The organism is Xenorhabdus bharatensis, from assembly GCF_037996705.1.
Classification (GTDB): domain Bacteria; phylum Pseudomonadota; class Gammaproteobacteria; order Enterobacterales; family Enterobacteriaceae; genus Xenorhabdus; species Xenorhabdus bharatensis.
Genome location: NZ_JBBMXG010000005.1, coordinates 1 through 13,963, shown reverse-complemented (window position 1 = coordinate 13,963; position 13,963 = coordinate 1). Strand labels below are relative to the sequence as shown.

The 13,963-nt window shown below is 40.7% G+C and carries 14 protein-coding genes and 1 riboswitch; of the genes, 9 read left to right on the top strand and 5 right to left on the bottom strand.

Annotation, left to right across the window (positions count from 1 at the left end):
- The first annotated feature begins 28 nt into the window (after nucleotides 1–28).
- From AAC855_RS06295 to mntP, 6 genes are all read left to right on the top strand, one after another.
- Nucleotides 29–1,393: an L-serine ammonia-lyase gene (locus AAC855_RS06295; RefSeq protein ID WP_340608769.1), complete on the top strand. Its 1,365-nt coding sequence runs from the start codon at nucleotides 29–31 to the stop codon at nucleotides 1,391–1,393.
- Between the two features lie 538 nt (nucleotides 1,394–1,931).
- Entirely contained in the window at nucleotides 1,932–2,897 is a 966-nt protein-coding gene (gene manX / locus AAC855_RS06290) for a PTS mannose transporter subunit IIAB (protein WP_340608768.1), read from the top strand.
- Nucleotides 2,898–2,976: 79 nt separating this feature from the next.
- A complete protein-coding gene (locus AAC855_RS06285; RefSeq protein WP_340608767.1) occupies nucleotides 2,977–3,774 on the top strand; it encodes a PTS mannose/fructose/sorbose transporter subunit IIC in 798 nt (265 codons plus the stop codon).
- 13 nt (nucleotides 3,775–3,787) lie between these two features.
- Nucleotides 3,788–4,645, top strand: a complete 858-nt coding sequence (manZ, locus tag AAC855_RS06280) for a PTS mannose transporter subunit IID (protein WP_422824357.1) — start codon at nucleotides 3,788–3,790, stop codon at nucleotides 4,643–4,645.
- A 92-nt stretch (nucleotides 4,646–4,737) separates the two neighbouring features.
- Nucleotides 4,738–5,196: a DUF986 family protein gene (locus AAC855_RS06275; RefSeq protein ID WP_340608765.1), complete on the top strand. Its 459-nt coding sequence runs from the start codon at nucleotides 4,738–4,740 to the stop codon at nucleotides 5,194–5,196.
- A gap of 141 nt (nucleotides 5,197–5,337) precedes the next feature.
- Nucleotides 5,338–5,514, top strand: a riboswitch (yybP-ykoY riboswitch).
- A gap of 6 nt (nucleotides 5,515–5,520) precedes the next feature.
- Entirely contained in the window at nucleotides 5,521–6,105 is a 585-nt protein-coding gene (gene mntP, locus AAC855_RS06270) for a manganese efflux pump MntP (protein WP_340608764.1), read from the top strand.
- A gap of 55 nt (nucleotides 6,106–6,160) precedes the next feature.
- Here the strand turns inward: mntP and rlmA are convergent, their stop codons facing one another.
- A complete protein-coding gene (rlmA, locus tag AAC855_RS06265; protein ID WP_340608763.1) occupies nucleotides 6,161–6,976 on the bottom strand; it encodes a 23S rRNA (guanine(745)-N(1))-methyltransferase in 816 nt (271 codons plus the stop codon).
- Between the two features lie 173 nt (nucleotides 6,977–7,149).
- Here rlmA and AAC855_RS06260 point away from each other — a divergent pair, with 173 nt between their 5' ends.
- The gene (locus AAC855_RS06260; RefSeq protein ID WP_340608762.1) at nucleotides 7,150–7,701 is read left to right on the top strand and encodes a GNAT family N-acetyltransferase; all 552 of its coding nucleotides are present in this window, start codon (nucleotides 7,150–7,152) and stop codon (nucleotides 7,699–7,701) included.
- Between the two features lie 17 nt (nucleotides 7,702–7,718).
- Here AAC855_RS06260 and uhpC read toward each other — a convergent pair whose 3' ends face one another.
- Together uhpC and uhpB are read right to left on the bottom strand one after the other, a co-directional pair.
- Complete coding sequence (uhpC, locus tag AAC855_RS06255) at nucleotides 7,719–9,038, bottom strand: MFS transporter (RefSeq protein WP_340608761.1); 1,320 nt, start codon at nucleotides 9,036–9,038, stop codon at nucleotides 7,719–7,721.
- A 9-nt stretch (nucleotides 9,039–9,047) separates the two neighbouring features.
- Complete coding sequence (gene uhpB, locus AAC855_RS06250) at nucleotides 9,048–10,598, bottom strand: signal transduction histidine-protein kinase/phosphatase UhpB (RefSeq protein ID WP_340608760.1); 1,551 nt, start codon at nucleotides 10,596–10,598, stop codon at nucleotides 9,048–9,050.
- A 161-nt stretch (nucleotides 10,599–10,759) separates the two neighbouring features.
- Here uhpB and AAC855_RS06245 point away from each other — a divergent pair, with 161 nt between their 5' ends.
- On the top strand, nucleotides 10,760–11,854 hold the full coding sequence (locus AAC855_RS06245; protein WP_340608759.1) for a phage integrase: 1,095 nt from the start codon (nucleotides 10,760–10,762) through the stop codon (nucleotides 11,852–11,854).
- A gap of 58 nt (nucleotides 11,855–11,912) precedes the next feature.
- Here AAC855_RS06245 and AAC855_RS06240 read toward each other — a convergent pair whose 3' ends face one another.
- The gene (locus AAC855_RS06240) at nucleotides 11,913–12,425 is read right to left on the bottom strand and encodes a hypothetical protein (protein WP_340608758.1); all 513 of its coding nucleotides are present in this window, start codon (nucleotides 12,423–12,425) and stop codon (nucleotides 11,913–11,915) included.
- A gap of 419 nt (nucleotides 12,426–12,844) precedes the next feature.
- Here AAC855_RS06240 and AAC855_RS06235 point away from each other — a divergent pair, with 419 nt between their 5' ends.
- Complete coding sequence (locus AAC855_RS06235) at nucleotides 12,845–13,660, top strand: tail fiber protein (RefSeq protein WP_340608757.1); 816 nt, start codon at nucleotides 12,845–12,847, stop codon at nucleotides 13,658–13,660.
- Between the two features lie 158 nt (nucleotides 13,661–13,818).
- Here the strand turns inward: AAC855_RS06235 and AAC855_RS06230 are convergent.
- On the bottom strand, nucleotides 13,819–13,963 hold a 145-nt coding region (locus AAC855_RS06230), incomplete at its 5' end, for a tail fiber assembly protein (protein WP_340608936.1).

Below are 13,963 nucleotides of genomic sequence, written 5' to 3'. Positions count from 1 at the left end.
TATCTCTTTCTTCTTTAAGGAGTCTGGCGTGATTAGCGTTTTCGACATGTTTAAGGTGGGTATCGGCCCATCCAGCTCTCATACTGTTGGTCCTATGAAAGCAGGAAAACAATTTGTCGATGATCTTGTAAACCAGGGGCTTATGTCCTCTATCACGCGTGTAGCTGTTGATGTATACGGCTCACTTTCATTAACCGGGAAAGGTCATCATACGGATATCGCCATTATCATGGGGTTGGCCGGTAATATGCCTGCAACTGTTGATATTGATTCAATCCCTGGTTTTATTCGTGATGTTGAGCAAACTCAACGTTTGCCGCTGGCAAATGGTTTACATATAGTCGATTTTCCTCGTAACGGTGGCATGAATTTCCGGAGCGATAATCTTTCATTACATGAAAATGGCATGCAAATCCACGCATTTGCAGGTGACGAAAATGTTTACAGCAAAACCTACTACTCTATCGGTGGTGGTTTTATTGTTGATGAAAAACATTTCGGTAAGCCATCTCAGAATACAAAGCCTGTTTCTTATCCATTCAGCTCTGCTGCTGAATTACTGATGAATTGCAGCAAAACGGGCCTGTCCCTTTCCGGCCTGATGATGAAGAACGAGCTGGATTTACATAGCAAAGAAGAAATTGCTGAATACTTTGCAGATGTATGGGATACCATGCAGGCCTGTATTGAGCGAGGCCTGAATACAGAAGGCGTTTTACCCGGCCCTCTGCGTGTACCCCGCCGTGCTGCAGCTTTGCATCGTATGCTGACATCATCAACCAAACTTTCAAATGACCCGATGAACGTTGTTGATTTAATCAACATGTTCGCTTTGGCAGTCAATGAAGAAAATGCTGCTGGCGGCCGTGTTGTTACAGCACCAACTAATGGCGCATGTGGGATCGTTCCAGCAGTACTGGCTTACTACAATCACTGCATCGAACCAGTTACTCCTGAGCTGTATACACGCTATTTCTTAGCCTCAGGTGCTATCGGTATTCTGTATAAGATGAATGCGTCTATTTCTGGTGCAGAAGTTGGCTGTCAGGGAGAAGTCGGGGTTGCCTGTTCAATGGCAGCAGCAGGTCTGGCAGAATTGCTCGGCGCAAGCCCTGAGCAAGTATGCATTGCGGCTGAAATCGGCATGGAACACAACCTTGGTTTGACTTGTGACCCAGTCGCCGGACAAGTACAGGTTCCATGTATCGAACGTAATGCAATTGCTTCGGTTAAAGCGATCAATGCAGCGCGTATGGCGTTACGCCGCACCAGTGAGCCACGTGTTTCACTGGATAAGGTTATTGAAACTATGTACGAAACGGGTAAAGACATGAATGCCAAATACCGTGAAACATCACGTGGTGGTCTGGCCATAAAAGTACAGTGTGACTAATCAAATTTGTAAGTTATCAATATAGCATAAGTTAAATAGCAACTTTTTTTAAGTTCAGATTTGGCTTATCCGGAAAAATCCCTGCGAATACAGTAGGGATTTTTTTTGGCTGAAACGGATCAAAGAAGTGCATTTTTTCTCCTTTCCTTTTTAAAACATCACTTTTTTTTTATCTAAAGATTAACAAAATGTTACCGGAAACAGATATTAAATCCAAAAAAATAAAAAATAAAAGAATTAATTAATTATTATTTGCCATAATTAAAATTAAAATATTATTTTTGCCTATTAAAATAGTTCGACTTAAATTTTCTGACTGATAGCAATTTTCTTGAATGATTCCAATGATAATCTAATGACATATTTTCTTATGTAACAAAATAGCGTCCATAAGAAATGAAATACTTGGGATGGAACCTCGATAAAACATGATGTTTGTAACTATTATGTTTATTAACCGGTAGTAAAACAGGTTGGAAGTATTGAGCATGAGCTTGCAATAAATCCGAGTTCGATTGTTACAGAAAGGGGAAAACAAGTGAGTATAGCCATTATGATTGGCACACACGGGGCAGCGGCAGAGCAACTGCTACGCACCACGGAAATGTTGATTGGGGAACAAGAAAACGTTTCCTATATTGACTTCGTGCCCGGTGAAAATGCCGATACATTATTCGAGAAATACAATAAAAAACTCGAGTCGCTTGATACAACGCAAGGGGTCTTGTTTTTTGTTGATACCTGGGGTGGTAGCCCATTTAATGCGGCAAACCGGATTGCTGTAGACAAAGAAAACTACGAAATCATTACGGGTGTAAACGTACCAATGCTGGTTGAAGCCTTCATGTGCCGTGATGATGACCCATCCATGGAAGAATTGGTTGCTGTTGCATTAGAAACAGGAAGAGAAGGCATTCGAGCTCTCAAAACAGAGCCAGAAGAAGAAGCCAGTAAACCTGAACCTACCAAGCCAGCCTCTCCAGTTGTATCTCAAGTGAGTACTCCGGCTGCAGGTGGTCATATGAAAATCGTACTTGCACGTATTGATGACCGTCTCATTCATGGTCAGGTTGCAACCCGCTGGACAAAAGAAACTAATGTAAAACGTATCATTGTAGTCAGTGACGAAGTTGCTCAGGATACTGTACGTTCCACCTTATTAAAACAGGTTGCACCTCCCGGCGTCAGTGCACATGTGGTCGATGTTGAGAAATGCGTCCGTGTTTACAACAATCCCAAATATGCCAATGAACGCGTTATGTTGTTATTCACCAATCCAACCGATGTACTACGTATTGTAGAAGGCGGGGTTTCACTGGAATCTGTCAATATTGGTGGTATGGCTTTCCGTCAGGGTAAAACCCAAATCAATAACGCCATCTCTGTTGATGCAACTGATATCACTGCTTTTGAAAAACTGAATTCGCGCGGTATCGAGCTTGAAGCACGTAAAGTTGCCAGCGATGCGCGTTTAAATATGATGGATTTACTCAAAAAAGCTTAAAAAATAAAGATATTTTTTTACTAACCATTACTCAACAACAAAATGCTTACCAAATTATATTTGGTTACAGGAGAAAACAATGGAAATTACCGTTGTTCAACTTTTCTTGATATTCATCGTCGCCTGTATTGCCGGTATGGGTTCTATTCTTGATGAATTTCAATTTCATCGCCCATTAATTGCCTGTACCTTGATCGGCCTGATCCTTGGTGATGTTACAAAAGGCATCATCATCGGCGGGACACTGGAAATGATCGCCCTCGGCTGGATGAATATTGGTGCGGCAGTCGCCCCTGATGCAGCATTAGCCTCCATCATTTCGACCATTCTGGTTATCGCAGGCGGGCAACAGGTTGGTGCAGGTATTGCGCTGGCGATCCCACTGGCAGCGGCGGGTCAGGTTCTCACGATTATCGTCCGTACTCTGACAGTCGGTTTCCAGCATGCAGCAGATAAAGCGGCTGAAAATGGTAATCTACGGGCTATTACGATTCTTCACATTTCTGCCCTTATGCTGCAAGCAATGCGTATTGCCTTACCTGCGCTGGTTGTCGCACTGTCGGTCGGCACATCTGAAGTGCAGAATATGCTGGATTCAATTCCGGAAGTCGTTACTACGGGTCTGAATATCGCTGGCGGCATGATTGTTGTTGTCGGTTATGCGATGGTGATTAACATGATGCGTGCTGGCTACCTGATGCCATTCTTCTATTTGGGTTTTGTGGTCGCGGTATATGTGCATAATCTCGTTATACTTGGTGTCATCGGTGCAGTTATGGCAATTCTGTATATTCAGCTTAGCCCTAAATACAATCAATCGCAGGCAGCAGCTCCTGCCGGTAACACCCCAAATAACCTTGATAACGAATTAGATTAAAAGGATGAACAACATGTCTAAGACAATAAACATGGGTCAGAAAAAACTGACACAAAGTGATATTAATGCTGTCTTCCTGCGTTCTAACTTATTTCAGGGTTCATGGAACTTTGAGCGCATGCAGGCGCTGGGTTTCTGCTTCTCAATGGTGCCAGCCATCCGTCGTCTCTATCCCGAAAATACCGAAGAACGTAAACTGGCTATCAAACGTCATTTAGAGTTCTTCAACACACATCCTTATGTCGCAGCACCTATTCTGGGTGTCACACTGGCAATGGAAGAACAGAAAGCCAACGGTGCTGATATCGATGCCGGTGCCATCAACGGGATTAAAGTCGGCCTGATGGGACCACTGGCCGGTGTAGGTGACCCGATTTTCTGGGGAACTGTGCGCCCTGTTTTTGCCGCACTTGGTGCCGGGCTTGCCTTAGGTGGCAGTTGGCTCGGGCCATTTTTGTTTTTCGTCCTGTTTAATCTGGTGCGTTTGCTAACCCGTTATTACGGCGTTGCATATGGTTATAGGAAGGGAATAGATATCGTCAAAGATATGGGAGGCGGTTTCCTACAAAAAATGACAGAAGGGGCGTCCATTCTGGGTCTATTTGTCATGGGAGCGCTGGTTAATAGTTGGACGAAAATCGATATTACGCTTGTTGTCTCTAAGGTTCCTGATCCTACAACCGGTGAGACAAAGATAAACACTGTTCAAACCATTCTTGATCAGTTGCTGCCCGGGCTTGCGCCTCTATTACTGACTTTCGGCTGTATGTGGCTATTACGGAAAAAAGTAAATCCTTTATGGATTATTATCGGCTTCTTTGTAATTGGTATTATCGGTTCTCATTTCGGCTTTCTCGGTGTAGCAAAATAGCTTTGTCAGACAATTGATTAACTGAAAATAGAGGGGAGGAAACATTTCCTCCCCTCTTTTACAAAAACAGAGCAGGAAACTCAGGAGTAAACATGAGCCTGAATGACATCGTATTGATAATTTTAATTTTGTTAATGTTCGCCTTTGCTATTTATGATGAATTTATTGTCAATCACCTCAGAGGCAAGACTCTGTTAACCATAAAACTAAAGAGAAAACATCGGATCGATGCCTTAATATTTATCATTTTAGTTAGCATTATTATTTACAATAATGCAGTTACTCAAGGTAATCCTTTAACAACTTATTTATTATCGTTTATTATTTTAATCTCAATATACTTTGGTTATATGCGCTCACCTAAGCTCATCTTTAAAAAAGAGGTTTTTTATTATTCTAATCGCCTTTTTTATTATGACAAAATTAAAGCAATGAATTTATCTGAAGATGGTATTCTGATGATAGATTTTGAAACAAAAAAAATATATATCGCCGTCACAAAACTCGATGATTTAGAAAAAATTTATAAATTTCTTCTGAGTAATAAATAATATTCCTTCTTATATTCAATAAGGCTGTAAAGTCACATCGGCCTTATTTTCCACTACAAAAAAAGATAATGATAACAATTATCATTCAATAAGTTAACACAACGCAAAATATTTTGCCTTTCACTCTGAATATGTTATTGTCCGCCACAGTCATTGGGGAGTAGCCTGTTCCAGAATATTACTGGAAAATTCGTATCAACATGCTCGTTTTAATAAAACGTGGTACGAATGCCGAATCGGTTGGCAAGACCATAGACATATAAAACTACCATTGGTTGGGGGTGGTTTATATGTATATGGAACTACCCAACCGAGGCTATTTTAATGAATCTCTATGCTACACTCATTCTTGCTCTAGCCCTCTCTATGGATGCTTTTGCTGCTGCCATAAGTAAAGGCGCAGCCCTTCATCGTCCTCATCTACGTGAAGCAATTCGCACAGGGCTTATCTTTGGCCTTATTGAAGCCTGTACGCCTTTAATCGGTTGGTCTCTGGGAATTTATGCCAGTCAGTACATCATGGAATGGGATCATTGGGTCGCATTCACTCTATTATTTGTCCTTGGCTGCCGGATGATTAGAGAAAGTTTCAAACATGATCCTGATGTAACCACCAAGCCAACAGCCCCGCACCGCCATAGCTCAGTAACATTAATCTTTACCGCTATTGCAACCAGTCTCGATGCGATGGCAATTGGTATTGGACTCGCCTTTTTACAAGTTGATATATTGCCCACAGCGATGACTATAGGAATAATGACGATGATAATGGCGACTTTAGGAATGTTAATCGGGCGTTATATTGGGCCATTATTAGGCAAACGGGCAGAGCTTATTGGCGGATTCATATTAATTGCGATTGGCTTCAATATATTATTCGAACATCTTCAATTATTTATGTATGCCTGATATTTATTCATAACTGAATTCCCCGCTCTTATTGCGGGGAAATAATTCAAAGAAATTAAATATGACGATAAACTTTTAACGTGAAATCAGCTTCACAATTAAACAATTCCTTAGCTACTAAATGGTTTTTAACGTCCTCAGACGCTCTCCAGGCAAAAGGAGTCATCTGTAATAAATTATAAGCCTGTTTACCATCAAGCTGCATTTCATAAGCCAGAGTCTCCTCTGTCACTAATTCGTACCCTTCCAATTGCTCGGTATTTTCAGGATGTAAATGGACATCCTGATAAATCAACTCTTTCAGCTGATACAAGTGACGCGGGCCGGGCGTTACAGTGAGGACAATACCTCCTGATTTTACAACCCGAAATAACTCAGCAGCTTTGCAGGGAGCATAAATCCGCAAAATACCGTCAAGGGAACCATCTGCAAACGGCAGCCGATGACTGGATGCCACACAAAAATGAACATCAGGATAACGTTTTGCACCATAGCGGACAGCAATTTTCGCCACATCCAAACCATGAACTATTATGGGCCGTTTCAGACTCAAAGCCTTTTGTACCGCAGCAGTGTAATACCCTTCTCCACAGCCAATATCCAGCAACATTTCAGCCTGTTCAGGTAAAAAACTTTCAAATAACTCAATAACTTTTTGCTGTAATACCTGATAGTGTCCTGCCTGTAAAAATGCCCTTCTCGCCTGCATCATCTCAGCACTATCACCCGGTTCTTTTGAACGCTTATGCTGAACCGGTAACAAATTCACATAACCTTCTTTTGCACAATCAAACTGATGATTGCTTTCACAGCGCCATTGATGATGGGAAAACAGTAATGGTGAATGACATAAAGGACATTGATAAGACATAACATTCCGATGGGATAAAGAATAAATCAGGCATTCACTATACCATGTTTCGGTTTGGTATGTTTTTATAAAACCACTTTACGTTATGGAGATAAAATCATATTGACTATTTTACGACTAAAATTCATTATTAATTTCACAATAAATTAACATTTAATTGGGTGATCGAAAACATGCCATTTGAAGATTTGGAAACTAACCGCCTCTTATTAAAAAAATTGGCTCATACCGATGCGCCTCACATACAACAAAAATTTCCTCACTGGGATATTGTAAAATACTTAGATAAGAATGCAGTACTCTGGCCATATCCTGATAATGGAGGGGATATTTTTGTCAATAACGTTGCCATGCCTGCAATCAGAGATCAAAAAGCCTATATCTGGTCACTCAGACTGAAAACTAAACCTGATGAACTCATCGGTATCATCGGATTATATAACACACAAGATAATAATCGCGGTTTCTGGCTCTCTCTCGAATATCAAGGACATGGATTGATGCGTGAAGCCTGTGAAAAGGTTACGAGTTATTGGTTTACAGAATTAGACCGGACAGTACTCAGAGTAGCCAAAGCTAAACTCAATGATAAATCTAGAAATATTTCATTATCTGAAGGTATGAAGGTAATCAGAACCAAGAAAAAAGAATATGTATCGGGGGAATATGATAGTGAAATATGGGAACTGACTAAAGAAGAGTGGCTTAACCGGCAAATATCATAGCGTTAAAATAAGAGCAGTTAACCCTGCTCTCTCTGTTGAGGAAATTGAGCCTGTAAAAAGGGGAGCAATAATAAACCAATCATGACCGCGCACACAGAGATAGTAATAAACAACCCCGTCCAATGATAATTCTCCAAAATAATCGCAAAAGGATAACCACCAAGTGCCGCTCCTGTATAAGCAAAGAGACCAACAAATCCCGTTGCTGCTCCGGCTGAATCTTTATGTGAACACTCCGCCGCAGCCATACCAATCAATAACTGTGGGCCAAAAACGAAAAAACCGATAGAAAAAAATCCCAACGATTGAAAAACTAAATCTGTTACAGGCATCAACCATAAAGCAGCAACTGATAAAAAAATCCCAATTGAAAATATTAAATTGATAGGACCCCGATTGCCACCAAACAACTTATCAGAACCCCAGCCTGCAACCAGAGATCCCATAAAACCTCCGACTTCAAAAAGTGACACGACAAAATTTGCACTCACTAAATCATAATGATGATATTCAGTCAGATAAAGGTTTCCCCAATCGTTGATAACCGTGCGAACAATGTAAACCAGCACATAACTGCAGGAAAGTAACCAGATATATTTATTTTTGAAAACATAATCTCGTAATATTTCTCTGGTACTTAATCCCTTACCTTGATTTTCATGCTTTTTTTCCAGAAAATCATTGCGATACTGCCCAATAGTTGGCAACCCTATTGAAGCCGGTTTATCACGTAGTCGCCAACATAATAAAATTCCGCCTAATATCCCCAGGCAGCCGGGCACGATGAAACCTTCCCGCCAACTGAAATGCAAGGTAACAAAGCCAACAAAAAGTGCAACTAATGCACTCCCAATGTGATGCGAAGTATTCCACAATGACCACCAAAAACCACGTTCTGAACGCGAATACCAAGTGGTGAGCAACTTAATACATGAAGGAGAGGCCCAGCCCTGAAACCAGGCATTCAATACCCACAAGCAGGTAAACAAGACAACAGAACTGGACAGACCGAAAAAAACATTAATGATACCGGTAGCAATAAGCCCAATGCCCATGAAATAGCGTGGATTAGAACGATCAGAAAGAATGCCGGAAATAAATTTTGAGCAACCATAAGTAATATAAAATAACGTACCAATCAGCCCAATTTCACCTTTATCAAGGCCCAGATCACTGATCAATGCTGGCATTGCATAATTAAAATTTTTACGGGTGAAATAAAATAGCGCATAGCCCACATATAAGCTCAACATTATATGAAAGCGCCAGTAACGATATTGCTCTCTGATTTCTACCGCAGACAGATGATTTTGATTAGGCTGAGAAAAAACTGTCATGGTCATTTCTTAAAGTTTAGGCAAAATGATTGATAAATCCGTACCAGAGCGTGTAGATTCATTTTGCTGTTTCTCGCTATGAATTGAAAAATTACCACCGAGAGCCTGTACACGCTCACGCATACCACGTAAGCCAAACCCCTTCATATGATCTTCAGCTTTACAGCCAATACCATTGTCTTTGATCAATAAACGGATCATTTCTTTAATAGAAAAATGGACTTTAATATAATCAGCCTGAGAATACTTTAATGCGTTATTCAATGCTTCCTGACAGAGACGGTATAATGTAGCTTTCGTTGCGTCACTTAACTGCTCAATAACCGCATCGGAATCAATCTCCCAATTGATTTCTACTAATATGCCGTGAGCTTCAAATTCCATATCCCGCAATAACTGCTCAATAGCTTCCTTCAAGCCAAAATCGTCGAGTACTTTAGGCCGTAATCTGCTCAATAACATTTTGGTTGTATCATAAACATTCAGGGATAATGTTTCGATAGTTTTGGAACAATTAATAACCATCGGCGTAGCACCAACACGTTGGATAATGTTTGCCTGTGTCCGGATGGCTGTAATATTTTGACCTATTTCATCATGTAATTCGCGAGCAATCTCTCGTCTTACTGATTCCTCCGCTTTCACTAACTGGCGGGACAGACTGTGATTACGAGATAACTCTCTCTTTAGCTGCATATTCAGGTCACGCTGACGTTGAACAGCCATTCCAAGTATTATTCCTATCAGAGTCTGGGTCAGAAGAGATAACAACAAATCCGTAATTTCCATATCAGAAACACCACTGCGTGCAGCAATTAGCGCAACACTGTTCAGTAAAGTACCAAGCAATGCTCCCTGCCAACCATAGCGAAAAGCTAATAAAATAATCGGAATTGCAAGGCAGAATGGCGCAAAATAGCGGAGTTCGTTAGGTATCCAGATCTGAAGAAAAATATTTAATACAAATAGTAAACTATAAAAAATGACCTGTTTCAAATTGAAACGAATTTGGTGTGTAATAACATTGGCAGTCATCGGTAGCCAGACATTCTGAAATAAATAATGCCAAACTAAGTAACATAAAGGAACCAGCATAACGCCACCGGTTAAACTCACCAAAAATGCAATGGTGACAGCCGGATTATGATTGATGACGGATATAACATTAATGATTGAAGTGATGACAATCACAAGTGCCATAACCGCAAGTTTTTGCCACTGATTACCACAGTAATAACGACTGGCGGCCCAGACGATGGGAAGGCTAACTATACTGGCAGTTAATACAGTTAACCACTGAGGCTGCTTCATTAGTAAGGCCAGACCAATCGTAAGCAACCATTCTGTACCATATAATGTCAGCCAATATTTTTGCGGGATATGTAAAGCAATGCCAAGACGTAGTGCAAATGGAAAAAACAAAATAGCTAGCTCTAAGTCATTGACAAAGTAATAAGCTATCACCCACAAACAAAACCACCAGCAAGAAAATAATAATCCACCGCAAAATGAATTGATAAGATATCGATTAAGTATAAAGAAAGATTTCCCTGATAACACGCTAAATCCTCGCCGCACCTTGCTATTATGCTGAATTATTTGCATTTCTATTTTTGCTGTTTTTCGTGCATTTAAGGGTTTTTTAAGCTATTTTAGGATTATCAGCACCCCTAACAGCACCCCCTTAAAATCGTAAAAATACGAATTGGAGAGCATCAAAGATGGCTTACTATAGCATAGAAAAACGCCCGCGCGCAGATGGTACAGTCCGTTACCGCTGCACCGTTGGTGTCAAATCTGGTGGTAAATACATTTACAGGGAGAACCGCACATTCGGAAAACAATCCCACGCCAAAACGTGGGGTGCTATGCGGGTGGCTGAGTTAGAGCAAAACGGAGTACCTACGAATAATGATACCGAAGATTTAACCGTTGGGGACCTATTGCATAAATATATCAACGATCCCAATTTGGGAAAGAAATCAGGGCAAAGCAAAAAGTCCGTATTGAATTCATTATCAAAGAGTAACCTCGCAAAACTCACTTTAACTGAACTTTCGGTCAGCCATATTATTGATCATTGCAAGCAGCGACATTTCACGGGAATCACTCCCACCACAATTAATCATGATGTTGCCTATTTGTCATCTGTCCTAAAATCAGCTAAACCTGTCTATGACATAAACTACACCTCAAATCCCGCACATGAAGCCCGCTCAGTTCTAACTCAAATGGGGTTAATCAGTAAAAGCCAGAGGCGCAGTAGAAGGCCAGAGCGCGAGGAATTAGAAAGAGTCATGGAGGTGCTACGTAGAAAAGGAGCTCACCGGACAAGTGATATTCCTTACGAAGATATCTTGAATTTTTCAATACTTTCCTGCATGCGCATTGGAGAGATATGTAAAATCAGATGGGATGATATCGATGAAAAGCAAAGAGCTGTACTCGTCAGAGATAGAAAAGACCCCAGAAAGAAAGTAGGCAATCACATGCTTGTACCTTTACTTGGGGAAGCATGGCATATCATTCAGAAGCAACCCAAATCTGATAGTGGAATTATATTTCCCTATAACCCGGTAAGTATATCCAATGGATTTCATAATGCATGCGTCGAACTAGGTATTGAAGATCTTCGCTATCACGACCTACGCAGAGAAGGTGCAAGTCGTTTATTTGAGGCGGGCTTCTCTATTGAAGAAGTCGCACAGGTTACCGGGCATCGCTCTCTGAATGTACTCTGGCAGGTTTACACAGAGCTGTACCCTCAATCACTGCACGAAAAATTCAATAAGCTTATGCAGCAGAAAGCGGAGTGATTTATAAAGGGCAGATTTCTGCCCTTTATGTAATCGGGTATATCATTGAGCCTAGAAATCATGGTCTATCAAAATCAAAAACTATCTTCACACTTGCATTATTTTCATTGCCAAACCAGACTTCCTTGTTTAAACAATTCTCTTGTTCTCTATTCGCTGTTGCTTGAGTGCATGTTGCTGTTATGGGACAATTACTCTCAATCGTCCACCACCACCCTTTCAAAAAATAATACCCATACTTCAAATTCATATTACAAGCTCCGGGGCTGTCAGGAGCCGCATAAATTCCAGGATTTACTTTCCAATTTATTTCCCTCCATTTGAAAATTTGACATTCTATTGGAGAAAGATTGGGTTCTTCAATATCTACAGTAGTTGTTGTATGTAGAGCAACTTGAATTGAGTTTAATCCATACTGGGTCATGCAATAAGAGTTTATTTTAACGATATTAACGGGTGCGAATGAAGTAGATTCATTTGTAAAATATATACTAGCTTTGGCTTTTTCAGCCAACACTGGCTTCACTATTAAAGATAAAGCTATTAGCACAATACCGAATAAAATTTTCATATCGCCTCCTTTTGATGAATTTGTAAAAAATAAGAATTATTATTACTTCATCATTAATAGAGTACTAAAATGATAACTGCTATATCATGTAAGTTATTCACCCATCCGCTTTAGTATAAATAAGTACCTCTAGTATACGTTACTCAAAAAATAACTGGTGAATAGTATTGTTTGATATTTAATCTAAATATTCCGCTTTTAGCCTACTAAGTCTTATCAGACATCTGACAAATTCTATTAATTTCCCGCCTGTCATTTTATGTCATCCTGCCAAAAAAACATGCTCCCTATCAAATATTAGTCAAGCCGTACTTTCCCGTATTGATGAACCAATTTATTGATGTTCACCGGCGGAGAAGTCTCCCACCGCCTTCATGTTATTTAGCAATGTGTATTGTTGATTAAATGAGGGAATGAATATGCAAGATAAGAAGCCTGATGTACCTGTCTCAGACGATAATAATCTCGTGATTGTTACAACGCCAGAATATGTCAAAGAGTCAATCAAAGAAGCCATTGCAGAGCATGCTGCGAGCCGTAATCATCCAGATGCCACACTGCAAGATAAAGGTTTTGTTGTCCTGAGTAATGATGTTAGCGATAGTGAGACAATGGCAGCAACACCAAAAGCAGTGAAAGAAGCTTATGATTTGGCGAATACAGCTAATCAAGCGGCTAGCAGTGCAAGTAATCTTGCCAGTACAGCAAATCATAAGGCCGATAACGCAAGCGATCTTGCTAATACTGCAAATGAAAATGCTAATTTAGCTTTACCAGTTGGTGTTCCCGTTCCTTGGCCGACAGAAAACCCACCTGAAGGCTGGCTGATATGTAATGGTGAATCATTTGATAAAGCAATATATCCGAAGCTTGCCCTTGCTTATCCGTCTGGTGTATTACCTGATTTAAGAGGGGAATTTATTCGTGGTTTGGATACGGAAGGAACAATTGATCCTAATCGTACATTACTGTCTAAACAACAGGCAACCATGTTACCAGTAATGACTATCTATAAATACAAGACAGGCAATGGTGTTTTGGTTTCACCACCAATAGATTCATATCCAGATCAGTCGGATGCTCCGATCGCTGATTATGATGATGGAGTTACCTCATCAGGTGGCACTTATCTAAGCACTGCGTTAGAACCAATTAAGGATGGCTATACAAATTTCATATCATTTCGAGTCCGCCCCCGTAACGTAGCCTTCAATTACATCGTCAGAGCTGCTTAATTCTGAGTACAACTTAACCCGCAATTTTTTGCGGGTTAACCACTCCCTTACTCCACCAATTCAGCCGGATCACTATCAGTGGCAACCTCTACCGCCTTCTGCCTCACATTCCACACCGAATTTGCCGGCATCTGGACACGGACATCCAAACGGCAATACTACTCCGGTTGTTCAGGCCAGACAATATCGGGGGCAGTGGAACAATCCACCCGGTTGAGCAGGACACGGTATTTTTTCCATTTGAGCAATGCGGCCTTCTCTTCTTTCGTGGCCATGTCGAGGTCAACGGCATCTTGTAAGGGC

What these genes read in the sequence shown, in the direction of transcription:
- mntP (WP_340608764.1), top strand. Translation starts at nt 5,521, where the DNA reads ATGAATCTCTATGCTACACTCATTCTTGCTCTAGCCCTCTCTATGGAT.
- rlmA (WP_340608763.1), bottom strand. Translation starts at nt 6,976, where the DNA reads ATGTCTTATCAATGTCCTTTATGTCATTCACCATTACTGTTTTCCCAT.
- AAC855_RS06235 (WP_340608757.1), top strand. Translation starts at nt 12,845, where the DNA reads ATGCAAGATAAGAAGCCTGATGTACCTGTCTCAGACGATAATAATCTC.
- AAC855_RS06285 (WP_340608767.1), top strand. Translation starts at nt 2,977, where the DNA reads ATGGAAATTACCGTTGTTCAACTTTTCTTGATATTCATCGTCGCCTGT.
- uhpC (WP_340608761.1), bottom strand. Translation starts at nt 9,038, where the DNA reads ATGACAGTTTTTTCTCAGCCTAATCAAAATCATCTGTCTGCGGTAGAA.
- manZ (WP_422824357.1), top strand. Translation starts at nt 3,788, where the DNA reads ATGTCTAAGACAATAAACATGGGTCAGAAAAAACTGACACAAAGTGAT.
- AAC855_RS06260 (WP_340608762.1), top strand. Translation starts at nt 7,150, where the DNA reads ATGCCATTTGAAGATTTGGAAACTAACCGCCTCTTATTAAAAAAATTG.
- AAC855_RS06275 (WP_340608765.1), top strand. Translation starts at nt 4,738, where the DNA reads ATGAGCCTGAATGACATCGTATTGATAATTTTAATTTTGTTAATGTTC.
- AAC855_RS06240 (WP_340608758.1), bottom strand. Translation starts at nt 12,425, where the DNA reads ATGAAAATTTTATTCGGTATTGTGCTAATAGCTTTATCTTTAATAGTG.
- AAC855_RS06245 (WP_340608759.1), top strand. Translation starts at nt 10,760, where the DNA reads ATGGCTTACTATAGCATAGAAAAACGCCCGCGCGCAGATGGTACAGTC.